The sequence below is a fragment of the Janthinobacterium sp. JF4 genome (genome assembly GCF_059617925.1).
This window is the reverse complement of the sequence record NZ_JCAQAV010000025.1, coordinates 57530-74681: the sequence shown is the minus strand read 5'-3', so window position 1 is coordinate 74681 and position 17152 is coordinate 57530. Positions and strand designations below refer to the sequence as shown.

The window sequence follows — 17152 nt, the reverse complement described above, 5'->3', positions numbered from 1 at the left end:
AAAATATTTGATCCGACCTTGCACGCCGCTTGACGGGGATAACAGTATCTACCCGGCTCTTGAGCCCTCGTAGAGGCGTAGGTCGGATTAGCGCGGCGAAGCCGCGCGTAATCCGACAATATTGTTGGCGTCGGATTAGCTGTTAAAACCCTTGCCTTCGCCCGCCAGTTTCACCAGCAGCGGCGCCGGCGTCCACGCTTCGCCGTGGCGGCCTTTCGCATAGCCGGCAATCGTGTCGAGCACGTTCGGCAAGCCCACCGTATCCGCATAGAACATCGGGCCGCCGCGGAACAGCGGGAAGCCGTAGCCCGTCAGGTACACCATGTCGATGTCCGACGCGCGCAGGGCGATGCCCTCTTCCAGGATGCGCGCGCCTTCGTTGACCAGCGCATACACGAGGCGTTCGACGATTTCCTGGTCGCCGATCTTGCGGCGCGCCACGCCGATGTCGGCGGAATGCTGGACTATCATGGCGTTGACCTGTTCCGACGGATAGGCCTTGCGGTCGCCCGCCTTGTAGTCATACCAGCCGGCGCCCGTCTTCTGGCCATAGCGTCCCAGTTCGCACAGCAGGTCAGCCGTCTTCGAATACGTCACGTCCGGTTTTTCCACGCTGCGGCGCTTGCGGATGGCCCAGCCGATGTCATTGCCGGCCAGGTCGCCCATGCGGAACGGGCCCATGGCAAAGCCGAATTTCTCGGCCGCCTTGTCGACCTGCTCCGGCAGGCAGCCTTCTTCCAGCAGGAAACCGGCTTGCCGGCTGTACTGCTCGATCATGCGGTTGCCGATAAAACCGTCGCACACGCCCGAGACGACGCCCGTCTTCTTCAGCTTCTTCGACAGCGCCAGCGCCGTGGCCAGCACATCCTTGCCCGTCTCCTTGCCGCGGACGATTTCCAGCAGCTTCATGACGTTGGCGGGGCTGAAGAAATGCATGCCGACCACGTCTTGCGGGCGCCGGGTAAACGCGGCGATCTTGTCCAGGTCCAGGGTGGACGTGTTCGACGCGAGGATGGCGCCCGGCTTCATGACGGCGTCGAGCTGCTTGAACACCGCTTCCTTGACACCCAGCTCTTCGAAGACGGCTTCGATGACGATGTCGGCCTGCGCAATGTCGGCGTAGGCCAGCGTGCCGGAAACGAGCGCGATGCGCTGTTCGGCCTTCTCCTGCGTCAGCTTGCCCTTCTTGACCGTGTTTTCGTAATTCTTGCGGATCGTCGCCAGGCCCTTGTCCAGCGCTTCCTGCTTGGTTTCCAGCAGGGTCACGGGAATGCCCGCGTTGGCGAAGTTCATGGCGATGCCGCCGCCCATGGTGCCGGCGCCGACGATGGCCGCACTGGCGATGCTGCGCACGGGCGTGTCGGACGGCACGTCGGGCACCTTGCTGGCGACCCGTTCGGCAAAGAAGGCGTGGCGCAGGGCTTTCGACTCAGGCGACTGCACCAGCTGCATGAACAGTTCGCGCTCGTACTTCAAGCCATCATCGAACTTCATCGTCACGGCGGCCGCCACGGCATCGACGCATTTCAGCGGTGCGGGGAACGGGCCGGACATGGCTTTGACGGTATTGCGCGAAAACTGCAGGAAAGCTTCATGGTTCGGGTAGTCGACCTTGCGCTCGCGCACTTTCGGCAGCGGGCGCACGTCGGCCACTTTCGTGGCGAAAGCCCCGGCGGCGGCCAGCAAGTCGGCGCCGGGCGCGATGACTTCGTCGAACAGGGCCGTGCCGGCCAGTTTTTCGGACGCGACGGGCGTGCCGGAAACGATCATGTTCAGGGCCATTTCCAGGCCCAGCACCCGCGGCAGGCGCTGCGTGCCGCCCGCGCCCGGCAAGATGCCGAGTTTAACTTCCGGCAAGGCCATCTGCGCGCCCGGCGCGGCCACGCGGTAGTTGCAGCCCAGCGCCAGCTCCAGGCCGCCGCCCATGCAGACGCTGTGGATGGCCGCCACCACCGGCTTGGTCGATTGCTCGACGACGTTGATCAGGGTGTGCAAGGTCGGTTCCGTGAGCGCCTTGGGCGAATTGAATTCCTTGATATCGGCGCCGCCCGAGAAGGCCTTGCCGGCGCCCGTGATGACGATGGCTTTGACGGCCTCGTCCGCCAGCGCCTGGCGGATGCCGGCCACGGCGGCCGTGCGCGTCGCCAGGCCCAGGCCATTCACGGGCGGATTGGCGAGGGTAATGACGGCAACGGCGCCGTTCACTTGATATTCAGCACTCATGTCTCTTCCTTATTGATTTTGCTCAGCGATGAGGTGGTTGCAAGGGATGAAGCTTCACTATACCGCATAAAAGAACGCTCGTATTATTTTTGTCGTGACGCACCCGGCGCCAGCATGCTACGCCATGGTACAACATCGTTTGCGGAAAGATTCTGCTGCAAGCAGCAAGCTCCCGTAGAAGCTATCACTTGGATATTCATTTAAATAACAAAAAAGCAATAATAATAACGTCGTTTTATTATGTGGAGGAATAGGTTTGTTATATGCCGGCAAGGGGCAATTGCGACAATTCTTACATTATTTATTCCCGCCCCTTGTTTTTCGCCAGATGCTGGGGAATAATAAAATTGTTGATTCAAATCAATACTCTACAATTTATTCACTATAAGGCAAACCGCAGGGCAAACACTGGCGGTCGTTGATCGCGCACATTCTCACCAATTATCACCCGATGTCGATCCATGCAATAACATCGCTGTCTTATATATGGATCGCAGAAAAAATAATAACAGCAGCCTTATCGCTCCCCTTCCTCTTCTCACCCCGAAGGAAATATGATGGACGCAGCCAGCCATGTCAGCCACTCCCAGGATCTGGACTTACAAGCGATAAATACTGCATTGAACCGTGTCCAGGCCGTGATCGAGTTCGAACTCGACGGCACCATCCTGCATGCGAATGACAATTTCCTGCGCGTCGTCGGCTATACCCTGGCCGAAGTGCAAGGCAGGCATCACGCCATCTTCTGCGACCCCGAGTATGTAAAGACGGACGAATACAGCAACTTCTGGGCCAAGCTGGGACGCGGCGAATTCGATCAGGGCGAATACAAGCGCCGCGCCAGGGATGGACGCGAAGTGTGGATCAACGCTTCCTACAACCCCATCCTCGACGCGGACGGCAAGCCGTATAAAGTCATCAAGTTCGCTACCGACATCACGGCCCTGAAAAAGCGCAATGTCGAATACGAAGGCAAGGTCAGCGCCATCGGCAAGGCGCAAGCCGTGATCGAATTCGACATGCAGGGCAATGTGCTGGAAGCGAACGACAATTTCCTCGCCGTCATGGATTACGACTTGAGCGATATCCAGGGCGAGCACCACCGCATGTTCTGCGAACCCGAGTATGCGGGCAGCGCCGAGTACAAGAAGTTCTGGCAAAAGCTCAACCGCGGCGAATTCGATGCGGGCCGCTACAAACGCCTGGGCAACCATGGCAAGGTGGTGTGGATACAGGCCACCTACAACCCCATCCTGGACCTGAACGGCAAGCCGTATAAGGTGGTCAAGTTTGCCATCGACATCACGGAACAGGTGGACCTGGAAAACAGCATCCAGTCCAAGGCCGCCAACGACAGCCGCAAGGTCAATGCCCTGCTCGAATCGGTGGCGCGCGCGGCGCAAGGCGACCTGACGTGCAAGATCGTGCCCGAGGGCGACGAGCCGATCGATCTGCTGGCCGGCGGCATCAGCAAGATGATCGGCGACTTGCGCGGCGTGATTGGCAACGTGGTGTCGGCCGCCAACGGCTTTGCCGACGCCTCGCACGCCATCGCGGAACGGGCCACGGGCGTGGCCGTGGGCACGCAGGCGCTGGGCGCCACGGTGGAAGAAATGAACGCCTCCATCGACGGCCTGACCTTTTCCATCAATTCCATCGCGGAAAACACCTCGAATGCCGATTCCCTGGCGAAAGCCACGCAGCAGGAAGCGGAAGCGGGTGCGCGCGCCGTCGCCAAGTCGATCGAGGCGATGGACTTGATCAACCGCTCCTCGGAAGATATCGGCGAGATCGTCAAGGTCATCAGCGAAATCGCCAACCAGACGAACATGCTGGCCTTCAATGCGGCCATCGAGGCGGCGCGCGCGGGCGAGCACGGCCTGGGCTTTTCCGTCGTCGCCGACGAAGTGCGCAAGCTGGCCGAGCGTTCCTCGCAGGCGACCAAGGAAATTTCCAAACTGATCAACGAATCCGTCAAGCGCGTCTCGACGGGCAGCGAGATTTCGCGCCAGGCCAGCGACGCCTTCGACAAGATCGTCTCGGGCGTGGCAAAGACCACCTTGGCCATCTCCGATATCTCGAAGGCGGCCAACGAGCAGTTGCTGACGGCGCGCGAAGTATCGACTGCCATCCAGTACATCGCCGAGGAAACGGAAAAGTCGGCCGCCAACTGCGACAGCATCGCCCGCTCGACGGATGGACTGAACGAGCGCGCGGGCAGCCTGAACCAGACTGTCTCCGGCTTCGTGGTGTAGGCCATGCGCCACGCGGCCACCTTGACGCCCGAGGTGCTGACGAGCCTGATCGCCCTGGTGCGCCAGCATACGGGCATCGCCATGACGGCGCGCAAGAGCGTCTTGCTGGAGCGGCGCTTGCAGCCAAGGCTGCAGGCGCTGGCCCTGCACAGCTACCAGGCATACCTGGAGAGGGTCAGCAGCGACGGCGACGAGGTGGCCCATTTCATCGATCTGGTGACCACCAACGACACCCTGTTCTTCCGCACGCCGCAGGTGTGGGATTACTTCCGCGACCGCTACCTGCCCGCCTGGGCGCGCGCGCATCCGGACGGCTGTCTGTCCATCTGGTCGGCAGCCGCCGCCAGCGGCGAGGAGCTGTATTCGATCGCCATGCTGTGCGAACAATTCAAGCTGCAGGCGCCCGCTTTCCGCTACCAGATCCTGGCCAGCGACATTTCGCAGCAAATCCTGGGCGCGGCGCGGGCCGGCCAGTACAGCGGGCGCTCCGTCGAGCGCATCCGCTTGTCGCACCCGGACTTGCTGCGCAAATATTTCACGCCCGCGCCGTATGGCGTCAAGGTCAACGAGGAGCTGCGCCAGCACGTCAGCTTTGCGCAGCATAACCTGCTCGAGGTACTGCGCCCGGCACGGCAGTTCGACCTGGTGTTCCTGCGTAATGTGCTGATCTATTTCGATGCCGGGCACCAGGGAACCGTGCTGCGCCTGGCACGCCTGAGCCTGAAGGACGAGGGCCGGCTGATCCTGGGCGAGTCGGAAACCATCGCCCGCCTCGGTACCGGCTATCAATTCGAGTTTCCCATGATCTATAAGGCGGGACTGGCATGATCGACACGCACACTGCGGCAGACGCGCCGCCGCTGCACCTCGTTGGCATGGGGCAACTCAGCGTGGGCACGCATGGCGAGCAGCTGCAAGCCTTGCTCGGCTCCTGCATCGGCATCGGTTTCCTCTGGAAGAATGGACCCTGCTGCGGCCTGGCCCATTGCCTGCTGCCGGAAGCGCCGGGCACCGACAGCAGCCTGGGGGCACGCTATGTGAGCCAGGCAGTGCCCTCGCTGCTGCGCCTGATGGGCGTGCGCCAGGCTGACTACCCCGATATCGAGGTGGTGCTGGCCGGCGGCGCCAGCATGTTTGGCCCCGCCCATGCCCATGGCCGGCTGCAGGTGGGCCGGCAAAACGCGCAAGCGGCGCAAAAATACCTGGACCAGTGCGGCCTGCACGTGCGTTTTTGCGCGCTGGGCGGACGCCACGGGCGCCAGTTGCTGATCGATTGCGCCAGCCACAGCTATGCCGTCACCGATGTGGTGGCGCAACCCGAATGGATTTCAAGCAAGGAAGGCGCATATGGAGATGCATGAATCAACGGGCTTGCAAACGCAGGCCAGTGGCGAGACGGCCACCGAACTGTTCGGCTCCTTCCATCTGGGCGACGATGAGTTCGCCCTGCCCGCCAGTTGCATCCGCGAAGTGGTGAACTATCCAGCGAAGGTCAGCGCCCTGCCCCTGTCTCCCGCGTATCTGGAGGGCATGTTCACCTTGCGCGGCAGCGTCATTCCGGTGGTCAACCTGGGTCGGCTGTTCCGCGCCGATGCGCCGCGCGCCGTGGCCACGGACAAGATCGCCATCCTCGACTTCCAGCACGTGCTGATCGGTATCGTCTTCCAGGACACGGGTGAAATCCTGCGCGTGCCCGCCAGCGCCCGCAGCGCCCTGCAGTACGCGGCCGGCGATGCGCACGCCGTCATCGCCGGCACCATCTTGGTGGATGGCGGTGCGCGCCTGCTGCAGGTGCTCGACCCGCACGCCCTGCTGCGCATCGAAAACGTGCCCCATGTGCTGGCCCTGCAGGCGACGGGCGCCAAGCTGAGCACGGCCCGCTACCATGCGCAAAGCGAACGCCGGCAGTGCGTCAGCTTCCATGCGGCCGGCGCCGCGTTTGCCTTCGAAATGCTGGCCATCCAGGAAATCATCCGCGTGCCGGAGCTGCACAGCTCCCTGCTGAACAACGAACTGTGCCTGGGGCGCATGCATTTCCGCGGCAGCCAGGTGGCCGTCGTCGACTTCGGCGCCCTGCTGCAGGCGCCGGCGTCCGGCACGGCGGCCAGGGCGGGCACGCAGGACCAGCGCATCATCGTCGTGCGCCTCGATGACACGACCGTGGGCTTCCTCGTCGACTCCGTCGACAGCATCGTGCATTTCTTTGGCGACGAGGTCTTGCCGATTCCCCTGCTGAGCAAGGCGCGCGCCGCCATGTTTGCCGGCTGCATCACGAAAGAGGGCCTGGGCGACATCATTTTCCTCGACCACAAGGGCATCCTGTCGCAGGCGGAGATCGTCGAGATGCGCCACGGCCACGCGCGCCTGTATCCGGCCGACACGGAAACGGCCAGCGCCGCCACGCGCAAGGCGCAGCGCCGCGTCTACATCACGTTTACGGTGGAAACCCGCTTCGCCGTGGAAATCGGGCAGGTGCGCGAAATCATCGATTTCAGCGGCGCCATCACCACGCCACCGGGCATGCCGGCCTGCATGCGCGGCATGCTGAATTTACGCCAGCAAATGATCAGCATCATCGACCTGCGCCAGCTGTACGCCATGCCGGCCTTGCCGGACGCGGGCGCCGGCAAGATTTTGATCGTGGAACGGGGGGCCGAGCGCTACGGCTTTCTCGTCGACCATGTCGACAACATCATGACGATTTCCGACAGCCAGCGCTTTGCGGCGCCGCAAATCATCCGCACGGGAGAACACGACGACTTGCGCAGCGAAATGGATGAAATGATCGATATCGGCACGGAGGCGCAGCGCCAGACCCTGTCCGTCTTCCAGTGCGATCATCTGCTGGAAAAGCTGGGGGCGGCGCTGCCGCAGGCGGCCTAGAATGTTTTCATAAAGCAAACCCAACGGCGTAAAAGTACCGGGGTCGGCCCCTCAGGGTCCGCCCCCGGCCCATGCTGTTGGGTTAATCAGGCTCGCTGATCCGTCACATCCCCGGCAACTTGTGGCCCTTGAACTGCTCGCGCAGCTTGTTCTTCTGGATCTTGCCCGTCGCGCCCATCGGCAAGGCGTCGATGAACAGCACGTCGTCCGGCGTCCACCACTTGGCGATCTTGCCTTCAAAAAATTGCAGTAGCGCTTCGCGCGTGACCGTCATGCCGGGACGCAGCACCACGACGAGCACGGGCCGTTCATCCCATTTCGGGTGGAATACGCCGATGCAGGCCGCCTGCAGCACGGCCGGATGCGCCATGGCCAGGTTTTCCAGGTCGATGGTGCCGATCCATTCGCCGCCCGACTTGATCACGTCCTTGCTGCGGTCCGTGATCTGCATGTAGCCGTCCGCGTCGATGGTGGCCACGTCGCCCGTGGGGAACCAGCCATCCTGCAGCACCTCGCCGCCCTCGTTCTTGTAGTACGAGGAAATGATCCACGGCCCTTTCACCAGCAAATGGCCATAACTGATGCCATCCCACGGCAATTCCTTGCCGTCGTCGTCGACGATCTTCATGTCCACGCCGTAAATCGCATGGCCCTGCTTTTGCAGGATCTTGCGCTGCTCGTCCTTCGGCAAGTCCAGGTGCTTGGTCTGCAAGCCGCCGGCCGTGCCCAGCGGCGACATTTCCGTCATGCCCCAGGCATGGATGACCTCGATGTCGAACCGGTCGATCAGGGTATCCATCATGGCCGGCGGACACGCCGCGCCGCCGATCACCGTGCGGCGGAAGGTGGAAAATGTCAAGTTATTCTGCAAGGCGTGGTTCAGCAGACCCAGCCAGACGGTGGGCACGCCGGCCGAGAACGTCACTTTTTCCGCCTCGAACAGTTCATACAGCGACTTGCCGTCCAGCGCCGCGCCGGGGAACACCATGCGCGCGCCGGACAGGGGCACGGAATACGGCAAGCCCCAGGCATTCACGTGAAACATCGGCACGACGGGCAGCACGGTGTCGGAAGCGCGCACGTTCAGGGCGCTGGGCATGGCCGACGCATACGCGTGCAGCACGGTCGAGCGGTGCGAATACAGGGCGCCCTTGGGGTTGCCCGTCGTGCCCGACGTGTAGCACAGGGTGGCGGCCGCATTTTCATCGAACAGGGGCCACGTGTAATCGTCGGAATGCGTGGCGATCAAGTCTTCATAGCACAGCAGGTCGGGGATGCTGCTGCTGGCGGGCATGCGCTCGCGGTCGCACATCAGCACGAAATGGCGGACAAAGGTGCAATCGGCGGCGATTTTCTCCACCACAGGCAAAAAGGTCAAATCAAACAGCAAGACCTGGTCTTCCGCGTGATTCGAGATGTAGGCGATCTGGTCGGGGAACAGGCGCGGATTGATGGTGTGCAACACGGCACCGGAGCCGGACACGGCATAATAGGCTTCCAGGTGGCGGTAGCCATTCCAGGCCAGGGTGGCGACCCGGTCGCCCATGCCGACGCCGAGGCCATGCAAGGCGTTCGCCAGCCGGCGCGCGCGCTGGTGGCAATCGCGGTAGGTGTAGCGGTGCATGTCGCCTTCCACGCGCCGCGAAACGATTTCGCTGCCCCCGTAATGACGCGCTGCAAACTCGATAATGCTGGAAATCAGCAGGGGCTGATTCATCATCTGGCCCATCACTGGACTCAAGGGGAATGCCGACATCGTGTCTCCTGGGTTGGATACTCGGTTATTGTTGGAAGTTAAAGACTTTCCTTAGTTTCGTACGGTCGTGCGGAAATCGTCAACGCATTTCGATATTGCATTGCAGCATGGAATTATCGATTCCGTTTTTCAGCCTCCCGCACCTGCGCCACGCGCCTTGGCGCTGTGCGGTAAAATCGCATCCCAGGCTGGCGCGCCTTGCCGGTCCATCTTTTGAATGGAATTGCCATCACCGCTCATACCTTACCACTGGATAACGCCTTTGCGGCCTTGCCGCCCGCGTTCTATACGCGTTTGATGCCCACGCCCCTGCCCTCGCCCTACTTTGTCGCCGCCAGCGCGCCGGCCGCAAGCCTGGTGGGCCTCGATGCCGTCCGCCTAGCCGAGCCCGACTATGTGGCGCTGCTGAGCGGCAATGCCGTGGCCGAGCGCTCCAAGCCCCTGTCGGCCGTGTATTCGGGCCACCAGTTTGGCGTCTGGGCCGGCCAGCTGGGCGATGGCCGCGCCATCTTGCTGGGCGATATCGCCACCGAAGATGGTCCGATGGAGCTGCAGCTGAAAGGCGCCGGCGCCACGCCGTATTCGCGCATGGGTGACGGACGCGCCGTGCTGCGCTCGTCCATCCGCGAATTCCTGTGCTCGGAAGCCATGGCGGCGCTGGGCATTCCCACCTCGCGCGCGCTGACCATCATGGGTTCGCAGCAAGGCATCATGCGCGAAACAGTCGAGACTGCCGCCGTCGTGACGCGCATGGCGCCTAGTTTTGTTCGCTTCGGCTCATTCGAACACTGGTTTTACCGCAAGCAGCCGGACGAGCTGAAAGTCCTTGCCGATTACGTCATTGACGGGTTTTATCCCCATTTGCGCGCTGCATCAAATCCATATCAAGCCTTGCTGGCTGAAGTGTGCGTGCGCACGGCGCACATGATTGCGCACTGGCAAGCCGTAGGCTTCATGCATGGCGTGATGAACACGGACAATATGTCGATCCTGGGCCTGACGCTCGATTACGGCCCCTTCGGCTTCATGGAAGCGTTTGACGCCGAGCACATCTGCAACCACACGGACCAGCAGGGCCGCTATTCCTACGCCAACCAGCCGCAAGTGGGCCACTGGAACTGCTATGCGCTGGGCCAGGCGCTGCTGCCGCTGATCGGCGAGGTCAGCGAAGCGCAGGCCGCGCTGGACAGCTACCAGAGCGCGTTTGCGGAAAAGATGAATGCCCTGCTGCGCGCCAAGCTGGGCTTGCAAACGAGCCAGGACGACGATACGGTGCTGTTTGACAGCATGTTTGCGCTGATGCAAGCCAATCATGTGGATTTCACCAACTTCTTCCGCGCCTTGTCGACACTGCAGCTGGCGTCGCCCGAGCGCGACGCGCTACTGCGCGACATGTTCATCGACCGGCCCGCGTTCGATGCGTGGGCGGCACAGTACCGCGCGCGCCTGCGGCAAGAGCACAGTGTCGATGCCGAACGGCAAGCGGCCATGAACCGGGTCAACCCGAAATACGTGCTGCGCAACTACCTGGCGCAAGTGGCCATCGAGAAAGCCCAGCAGCAGGACTACACGGAAGTGGCGAAATTGCTGGACATTTTGCAAAAGCCATTTGACGAACAGCCAGAACACCAGCACTATGCGGCCCTGCCGCCCGACTGGGCCAGCCACCTTGAAGTCAGCTGCTCATCCTAAGGAGTCATTATGACCACCAATAAAGTCAAGAAAACCGACGCCGAATGGCGTGCCATGCTCGACTCGATGCAATACGAAGTCACGCGCCACGCGGCCACGGAACGGGCCTTCACGGGCAAGTTCTGGGACCACCATGAACACGGCGTCTACACCTGCGTCTGCTGCAACACGCCATTGTTCGCCTCGGACACGAAGTTCGATTCCGGCTGCGGCTGGCCCAGCTACTTCCAGGCGCTCGATCCGGCCAACGTGACGGAGATTGTCGACCGCAGCCACGGCATGCTGCGCACGGAAATCATCTGCGCCGTCTGCGACGCGCACCTGGGCCACGTCTTCCCGGACGGCCCGCCGCCGACCGGCTTGCGCTATTGCATCAATTCGGCCTCCTTGCGCTTCGATCCGCAGCCTTGATGCTGGAATGGCTTGGGCGTTGCTCCTAAGCCATTCCTAAGATGATTCTAATAAGACCAGTGTAAAGTCTCGCCATGAAATTTCTATTCGACCTCTTCCCCCTGATCGCCTTCTTCGCCGCCTTTAAACTGGGCGGCATCTATGAAGCGGCCACGCACGATTTCGTGCAGCAATATTTGTCCGGCTTCGTGTCTGGCGGCCTGATCAAGGCCGACCAGGCGCCGTGGATACTCGCCACCCTCGTCGGCATCGTCGCCACGGCCTGCCAGGTCAGCTATCTGCTGCTGCGCGGGCGCAAGGTGGACGGCATGCTGTGGCTGTCGCTGTTCATCTTTGTCGTGTTCGGCGGCGCCAGCATTTACCTGCATGACGATTTCTTCCTGAAATGGAAGCCGACCCTGATCTACTGGCTGTCCGGCCTGGCCCTCCTGATCGCCTACGTGGGTTTCAAGAAAAACCTGATCCGCAAGACCATGGAAGCGCAGGTGCAATTGCCGGACGCCGTCTGGAACCAGCTGCTGGCCGCATGGATCATCTTCTTTGGCGCCATCGGCGCGCTGAACCTGTTCGTCGCCTTCGTGCTGTACAAGGGCGACATGGCTGCCTGGGTCAGTTTCAAGGCGTTTGGCGCGACGGGCATCTTCTTTGCCTTCATCGTTGCGCAAACCCTGTTCCTGGCCAAACATATCAAGGAAGACGCATGATGAGCTCCACCACCGACAACACTTCGCCGGAAACGCGCATGCAGCGCATTCGTAGCCGCCTGGAAACGGCACTTTCCCCTCTGGAATGCGTGCTGGAAGACGACTCGGCGCGCCACCGGGGCCACGCGGGCGCCGCCTCGGGCGGAGGCCATTACAATCTACGCATTATTTCTAGTCAATTTGAGGGGCTCAGGCTCGTCATGCGCCATCGACTGGTGTATGATTCCGTGCACGATATGATGCATAATGAGATACATGCATTGGCGATTGTGGCCCTGGCGCCGTCCGAAGTAGTGTAAGGATGGCGTTTTGGCGTACCCGAGCCATGTTATCAATTTCTTTCCATGCGTTTTTTACGAAACTTTCCCTAACAGGATTTAATAATGACTTTTAAGCCAGCCCGCTTGCTGATCGCACTACTCGCCGTTGTCGCGGTACCTGTTTTTGCGCAAAATGTTGCCGTTGTTAATGGCAAGCCTATCCCATCGTCGCGCGTTGATGCAGTCGTCAAGCAAGTCGTCGCCCAAGGTCAGCAACCGGATTCGCCGCAACTGCGCGAAATGATCAAGAAAGACTTGATCGGCCGTGAAGTGCTGATGCAAGAAGCGGAAAACAAAGGTTTCGGTAAAGATGCAGCCGTCAAGCAGCAAATCGAGAACGCGCGCCAGGCCATCGTCATCAACGCCCTGGTCGGCGACTACCTGAAAAAGAACCCTGTCAACGATGCTGAAATCAAGGCCGAGTACGACAAGTTCGTGGCCCAGACGGGCGACAAGGAATACCACGTGCGCCACATCCTGGTGGCCACCGAAGCGGAAGCGAAAGACATCATTGCCAAGCTGAAAGGCGGCGCCAAGTTCGAAGACCTGGCCAAGCAATCGAAAGATGCCGGTTCGGCCGACAACGGCGGCGACCTGGACTGGGCAGCCCCATCGTCGTTCCCGAAAGTGTTCTCGGACGCCTTCGTGAAACTGCAAAAAGGGCAAGTCACCGACACCCCGGTGCAGACGCCTAACGGTTTCCACGTGATCAAGCTGGACGACACCCGCGCGGCAAAACTGCCGACCCTGGAAGAAGTCAAGCCACAGATCGCCGAAGCGCTGCAGCAAAAGAAATTGCAAGCGTATCAGGAAGAAATGATCAAAAAAGCGAAAGTTCAATAAGAACTGACCTCCCCGGCGCCCTTTTCGGCGCCGGTCGTGTATTCTGCGCCTGAATGCGCACTGCCCGGCAGACGCAAACTTTTTGTATATCTATTAGGAATGAACATGATTTTGAAGCCAGCCCGCCTGATCTTAGCCCTGGTCGCCGTCGTCGCGATCCCTGCGTTCGCGCAAAACGTGGCCACCGTGAATGGCAAGGCCATCCCATCGTCGCGCGTCGACCAGGTCGTCAAGCAAGTCGTCGCCCAAGGCAAGCAAGCCGATTCGCCGCAATTGCGCGAAGCCATCAAGAAAGACCTGATCGGCCGCGAAGTGCTGATCCAGGAAGCCGACAAGCAAGGCTACGGCACGCGTCCGGAAGTCAAGTCGCAGATCGACAATGCCCGTCAAAGCATCATCATCAACGCCCTGCTGGCCGACTACGTCAAGAAGAACCCTGTCAAGGACGCTGAAATCAAGGCCGAGTACGACAAGTTCAAGGCGCAAGCGGGCGACAAGGAATACCACGCACGCCACATCCTGGTGGCCACCGAAGCGGAAGCGAAAGACATCATCGCCAAGCTGAAAGGCGGCGCCAAGTTCGAAGAACTGGCGAAAGTATCGAAAGACGGTTCCGCAGCCAATGGCGGCGACCTGGACTGGGCTAGCCCGGCTTCCTATGTGAAGCCATTCTCCGACGCCATGGTCGCCCTGAAACCAGGCCAGGTCACGCAAACGCCCGTGCAATCGCAATTCGGCTTCCACGTGATCAAGCTGGAAGAAACCCGTCCGACGAAACTGCCGGCCCTGGAAGAAGTCAAGGGTCAAGTGGCCGAGTCGCTGCAACAGAAGAAACTCGCCGCCTACCGCGACGAGTTGATGAAGAAGGCAAAAATCCAGTAATATCGGATGAAGATGAAAAGGCGCTCCACGGAGCGCCTTTTTTACGCCTGGAGATAACATGAATCTACATCAAGAATTAAAAATCGCGCTGGAAGCGGCGGCCGAACCGGGCCGCGCGGCGCCCATGCAAGCCTATATGCGCAACCAGTTCATTTTCCTGGGCGTGGCGGCGGCGCAGCGGCGGCTGGCAGTGAAAGCCCTGCTGGCAGATTTGAAAGGCGTGGGCGCCGATGCCTTGCTGGACCACGCGCAACTGCTGTGGCAACAGCCGCAGCGCGAGTACCAGCACGTGGCGCTCGACATGCTGGCCCTGCACCGGCGCCAGCTGGGTATCGAACACATCCCCGCCCTGCTGGCGCTGGCGCGCCAGCGCGCGTGGTGGGACAGCGTGGACGGCATGGCGGGCATCGTCGGCGACGTGCTGCAGGCGGAACACCTGCGCGGCGGCGATGCCCATGCGCACATGGACGCGGCCTTGCGCCATATGGATTTCTGGCTGCGCCGCATCGCCATGCTGCACCAGCTGGGCTGGCGCGCCGGCACGGATGCGGCCTGGCTATTCGACGCGGCCTTGGTGCTGGCCCACGAAGACGGGTTTTTCATCCGCAAGGCCATCGGCTGGGCCTTGCGCGATTACGCGCGCCACGCCCCCGAGGCCGTGACGGCGTTTGCCAGCGCGCACCGCCAGCAACTATCTCCGCTCAGCTACCGCGAAGCGCTGAAACACCAGCCACCCTGAACGCCGATCCGCCCAGCAGGCGCAGCGCGGCATCGATGCGCGGCGCCGCATCCCAGGCCGGCACGGGCGCCAGCAAGCCCAGCGCCATCTGCCGCAGCGGCTCGGCAATCACCATGGCCAGCAGCAAGCCGGCCAGCTCCCGTCCATCCGGCAGCAGCAGATGGCCACGCGCAACCTGGCGCTGCAGCCATTCGGCCAGCAGGGCCGTGCCCCGCTCGATGCCGTTGCGCTGATACACGGCCAGCAAGTCCGCGCGCGCGGGAAACTCCGTGCACAGCAGGCGGAACAGGCCGACGGCGTCCGCCGTCAGCACGCGCGCCGCCATCGCCTGCAAGATCTCTTTCAATAATGGCAGCACCTCGCCTGGCGTGGCCGCATCGTGCGCCATGGCTGGCAGGAAAGCGTCCGTCCAGCCGCGCACCACCAGGGCCACCAGTTCCTCGCGGTTGGCCGCGTATTGATACAGCGATTTTTTTGCCATGCCCGCGTGGCGCGCCACCGCTTCCATGGTCGTGGCGGGATAGCCTTCGTGCAGCAGCAGCCAGGTGGCCGCCTGCACGGCCGCCTCGCGCGCCTGCTCGGGCGGGCGCGCCGGACGGCCCCGTCCCCGCACAGCCTTGCTTTCTTCATCCTGCATGCCAGCTCCAGTCTTGATCGATGGGCAATTCTACACTGAAATACATTTAGGAAACGATATACGTTTCTTTAATATATAATTGTCGCACCCCAACAAAGGAGAACGACATGACGAACTACACGCATATTGAATTCCCATGGAGCATCACCAGCACGGGCGACTTGCTCGACCCCTTTCCGCTGCACCTGGAAACAGGCATCACGCGACTGGAAAATGGCTGCCTGCTGGTGGCGGCGCGCACGGAACTGCATGGCTGCAGCGGGCGCATGCTGGACTGGTGGTTCACGTTTTTCGAAACGACGCAGCACATCAAGTGGTGGCATCCGCACGATCACGTGGCCCATCATGGCTGGAACAGCGCGTGGAAAAAGGGAGAAAGTTACTACGGCGCCTCGATCGAGGCGGTGGAGTCCTTGGGCGACATTGCGCCCGTGAAAGCCAAGCTGAAGTTCCATGATCCGAAGGAAGTCTTTGACCCGGCGCAACTGCAACAGGCCAAGGACAGCGGCGCCCTGTCGGCCGCCATCTGCGCGCGCATCGGCTTTGGCGAGCACGTGCAACTGGACCCGCACGGCGACCCGCTCGATGGCGAAATGCTGCACCTGACGCGCGACACGCCAACAGGCTGCGTGCTGCGCAGCCGCTTCTTGCTGGGCCGTAACAGCCTCAATCCCGTGCTTGACGTGCCTGACGTGCTGGGCCTCAACTTGCTGCGCCATTGCTACAGCGAGTTTACCTATCTGTCGCGTTTTCTGCCGTCGCTGTACTACGGAGAAAATGGCAATGGCGAAAAGGCGCCGTTGCCCTGGTAAGCCAGCGGCTCACAGCCGCTTGTGCATGCGCGCCAGCGGCAGATGGATGTCGTCGGGCAAGTCCAGGTGAAACTCTTCCGTGACGGCAAAACCGCTGGCCAGGTACAGCGGCACGCCGGGCAAGGTAGCGGCCAGTTCCAGGGCCGTAAAACCGGCGGCCAGCGCCTGCCGTTCGCAATGGCGCATCAGCATGCTGCCCAGGCCCTGGCGCGCGGCGGCGGGTTCGACAAAAAAGGCGCGGATGCGGCCAGGCTGGCTGGCAGGATCGAGCAGCGGGTCGGGCCCGCTCTTGGCGCGGTCGGCGCCATACAGGGTGGCGCGCTGGCTCCAGCCGCCGCAGGCCAGCATGGCGCCATCGCGTTCGATCACGAAATACGTCTTGTCGGCGACGAGCTGCGTATCGACGCCGAACACATGGCGCGTCACGGCTGCGGCCTGCTCCGGCGTATAAAACCCCGCGCTCAGCGTGACGCCGGAGCGGGCGATCAGCGCGTTCATGGCAGGCACGTCGGCCGGCAGCGCCACGCGCAGGCGCGTCAACGGGCCAAAGCTGAACCAGGCACGGCTGATGCGTCCCTGCTCCACCTCATACGTCGCCACCAGTTCCTGCGCCGACACGCCATCGTCCGTGTCGCCATGGACGATTTCATGGTCGATCACCAGCTTGCCGCAGGCGATGCGGTTGAGCAACTGCGCCTGTGGCCGGCTGGCGGCGAAACGGGCAGTGAAACGGGGGCCGATCTGCGCGCCGCCCTGAGCGAGCAAGGTGTCGGGATGCTGGAATTGCTGCGCATCGTCGGCATAGATGGCCAGCAAGGCCGGCACGTCGTGTGCGTTATAAGCGTCCAGTTGGGCCTGGACCACCGCAGTGGGCGAAATGCGTGTATCGTTGACAAGCACCATGCGTGCACCTGTTGTGATGTGGTTGGAAAGTTGCAAAGCGTAACATTGTCGCTCCTGTCGCGGCGCGGTTTACTGCGATAATAACAAGATTC

At 61.7% G+C, this 17152-nt stretch carries 16 protein-coding genes; 12 read left to right on the top strand and 4 right to left on the bottom strand.

All coding sequences use genetic code 11. The annotated features are described in order from the left end of the window. Positions 1-135: 135 nt before the first annotated feature. Positions 136-2223: a 3-hydroxyacyl-CoA dehydrogenase NAD-binding domain-containing protein gene (locus tag AC54AF_RS18210; RefSeq protein WP_496637666.1), complete on the bottom strand. Its 2088-nt coding sequence runs from the start codon at positions 2221-2223 to the stop codon at positions 136-138. A gap of 557 nt (positions 2224-2780) precedes the next feature. On the opposite strand from AC54AF_RS18210, the gene AC54AF_RS18205 reads away from it, so the two are divergent. From AC54AF_RS18205 to AC54AF_RS18190, 4 genes are read left to right on the top strand one after another with little or no spacing between them, the layout of a single operon-like run. Beyond that, complete coding sequence (locus AC54AF_RS18205; protein WP_496637665.1) at positions 2781-4478, top strand: methyl-accepting chemotaxis protein; 1698 nt, start codon at positions 2781-2783, stop codon at positions 4476-4478. A 3-nt stretch (positions 4479-4481) separates the two neighbouring features. After that, complete coding sequence (locus tag AC54AF_RS18200) at positions 4482-5306, top strand: CheR family methyltransferase (protein WP_496637664.1); 825 nt, start codon at positions 4482-4484, stop codon at positions 5304-5306. Further along, entirely contained in the window at positions 5303-5839 is a 537-nt protein-coding gene (locus tag AC54AF_RS18195) for a chemotaxis protein CheD (protein ID WP_496637663.1), read from the top strand. The genes AC54AF_RS18200 and AC54AF_RS18195 overlap by 4 nt, the downstream gene beginning before the upstream one ends. After that, on the top strand, positions 5826-7361 hold the full coding sequence (locus tag AC54AF_RS18190) for a chemotaxis protein CheW (protein WP_496637662.1): 1536 nt from the start codon (positions 5826-5828) through the stop codon (positions 7359-7361). The genes AC54AF_RS18195 and AC54AF_RS18190 overlap by 14 nt, the downstream gene beginning before the upstream one ends. Before the next feature lie 103 nt (positions 7362-7464). Here the strand turns inward: AC54AF_RS18190 and AC54AF_RS18185 are convergent, their stop codons facing one another. Further along, the gene (locus AC54AF_RS18185) at positions 7465-9117 is read right to left on the bottom strand and encodes a 3-(methylthio)propionyl-CoA ligase (RefSeq protein ID WP_496637661.1); all 1653 of its coding nucleotides are present in this window, start codon (positions 9115-9117) and stop codon (positions 7465-7467) included. 297 nt (positions 9118-9414) lie between these two features. Here AC54AF_RS18185 and AC54AF_RS18180 point away from each other — a divergent pair, with 297 nt between their 5' ends. From AC54AF_RS18180 to AC54AF_RS18150, 7 genes are all read left to right on the top strand, one after another. After that, complete coding sequence (locus AC54AF_RS18180; RefSeq protein ID WP_496637660.1) at positions 9415-10809, top strand: protein adenylyltransferase SelO; 1395 nt, start codon at positions 9415-9417, stop codon at positions 10807-10809. Between the two features lie 9 nt (positions 10810-10818). Further along, on the top strand, positions 10819-11220 hold the full coding sequence (gene msrB, locus AC54AF_RS18175) for a peptide-methionine (R)-S-oxide reductase MsrB (RefSeq protein WP_496637659.1): 402 nt from the start codon (positions 10819-10821) through the stop codon (positions 11218-11220). 74 nt (positions 11221-11294) lie between these two features. Further along, the gene (locus tag AC54AF_RS18170; protein WP_496637658.1) at positions 11295-11924 is read left to right on the top strand and encodes a septation protein A; all 630 of its coding nucleotides are present in this window, start codon (positions 11295-11297) and stop codon (positions 11922-11924) included. Next, positions 11921-12223 carry a BolA family protein gene (locus AC54AF_RS18165; RefSeq protein WP_496637657.1) on the top strand — a complete coding sequence of 101 codons (303 nt, stop codon included), beginning with the start codon at positions 11921-11923 and terminating at the stop codon, positions 12221-12223. The genes AC54AF_RS18170 and AC54AF_RS18165 overlap by 4 nt, the downstream gene beginning before the upstream one ends. An 84-nt stretch (positions 12224-12307) precedes the next feature. Further along, positions 12308-13087 carry a peptidylprolyl isomerase gene (locus AC54AF_RS18160; protein WP_131686481.1) on the top strand — a complete coding sequence of 260 codons (780 nt, stop codon included), beginning with the start codon at positions 12308-12310 and terminating at the stop codon, positions 13085-13087. A gap of 105 nt (positions 13088-13192) precedes the next feature. Next, positions 13193-13969 carry a peptidylprolyl isomerase gene (locus AC54AF_RS18155; protein ID WP_034756072.1) on the top strand — a complete coding sequence of 259 codons (777 nt, stop codon included), beginning with the start codon at positions 13193-13195 and terminating at the stop codon, positions 13967-13969. 58 nt (positions 13970-14027) lie between these two features. Beyond that, positions 14028-14708, top strand: coding sequence for a DNA alkylation repair protein (locus AC54AF_RS18150; RefSeq protein WP_496637656.1), 681 nt, complete (start codon positions 14028-14030; stop codon positions 14706-14708). Here AC54AF_RS18150 and AC54AF_RS18145 read toward each other — a convergent pair. Next, positions 14671-15345, bottom strand: coding sequence for a TetR/AcrR family transcriptional regulator (locus tag AC54AF_RS18145; protein WP_496637655.1), 675 nt, complete (start codon positions 15343-15345; stop codon positions 14671-14673). The genes AC54AF_RS18150 and AC54AF_RS18145 overlap by 38 nt on opposite strands. A gap of 107 nt (positions 15346-15452) precedes the next feature. Here AC54AF_RS18145 and AC54AF_RS18140 point away from each other — a divergent pair, with 107 nt between their 5' ends. Next, positions 15453-16157: a DAPG hydrolase family protein gene (locus tag AC54AF_RS18140; RefSeq protein WP_496637654.1), complete on the top strand. Its 705-nt coding sequence runs from the start codon at positions 15453-15455 to the stop codon at positions 16155-16157. A gap of 9 nt (positions 16158-16166) precedes the next feature. On the opposite strand, the gene AC54AF_RS18135 is transcribed toward AC54AF_RS18140, so the two are convergent. Continuing rightward, positions 16167-17060 carry a GNAT family N-acetyltransferase gene (locus tag AC54AF_RS18135; protein WP_496637653.1) on the bottom strand — a complete coding sequence of 298 codons (894 nt, stop codon included), beginning with the start codon at positions 17058-17060 and terminating at the stop codon, positions 16167-16169. Between the last annotated feature and the right edge of the window lie 92 nt (positions 17061-17152).

Coding starts and splice junctions, on each gene's coding strand:
- AC54AF_RS18135 (WP_496637653.1), bottom strand. CDS start 17,060: ATGGTGCTTGTCAACGATACACGCATTTCGCCCACTGCGGTGGTCCAG.
- AC54AF_RS18145 (WP_496637655.1), bottom strand. CDS start 15,345: ATGCAGGATGAAGAAAGCAAGGCTGTGCGGGGACGGGGCCGTCCGGCG.
- AC54AF_RS18155 (WP_034756072.1), top strand. CDS start 13,193: ATGATTTTGAAGCCAGCCCGCCTGATCTTAGCCCTGGTCGCCGTCGTC.
- AC54AF_RS18195 (WP_496637663.1), top strand. CDS start 5,303: ATGATCGACACGCACACTGCGGCAGACGCGCCGCCGCTGCACCTCGTT.
- msrB (WP_496637659.1), top strand. CDS start 10,819: ATGACCACCAATAAAGTCAAGAAAACCGACGCCGAATGGCGTGCCATG.
- AC54AF_RS18160 (WP_131686481.1), top strand. CDS start 12,308: ATGACTTTTAAGCCAGCCCGCTTGCTGATCGCACTACTCGCCGTTGTC.
- AC54AF_RS18180 (WP_496637660.1), top strand. CDS start 9,415: ATGCCCACGCCCCTGCCCTCGCCCTACTTTGTCGCCGCCAGCGCGCCG.
- AC54AF_RS18185 (WP_496637661.1), bottom strand. CDS start 9,117: ATGTCGGCATTCCCCTTGAGTCCAGTGATGGGCCAGATGATGAATCAG.
- AC54AF_RS18200 (WP_496637664.1), top strand. CDS start 4,482: ATGCGCCACGCGGCCACCTTGACGCCCGAGGTGCTGACGAGCCTGATC.
- AC54AF_RS18165 (WP_496637657.1), top strand. CDS start 11,921: ATGATGAGCTCCACCACCGACAACACTTCGCCGGAAACGCGCATGCAG.
- AC54AF_RS18150 (WP_496637656.1), top strand. CDS start 14,028: ATGAATCTACATCAAGAATTAAAAATCGCGCTGGAAGCGGCGGCCGAA.
- AC54AF_RS18190 (WP_496637662.1), top strand. CDS start 5,826: ATGGAGATGCATGAATCAACGGGCTTGCAAACGCAGGCCAGTGGCGAG.
- AC54AF_RS18210 (WP_496637666.1), bottom strand. CDS start 2,223: ATGAGTGCTGAATATCAAGTGAACGGCGCCGTTGCCGTCATTACCCTC.
- AC54AF_RS18140 (WP_496637654.1), top strand. CDS start 15,453: ATGACGAACTACACGCATATTGAATTCCCATGGAGCATCACCAGCACG.
- AC54AF_RS18170 (WP_496637658.1), top strand. CDS start 11,295: ATGAAATTTCTATTCGACCTCTTCCCCCTGATCGCCTTCTTCGCCGCC.
- AC54AF_RS18205 (WP_496637665.1), top strand. CDS start 2,781: ATGGACGCAGCCAGCCATGTCAGCCACTCCCAGGATCTGGACTTACAA.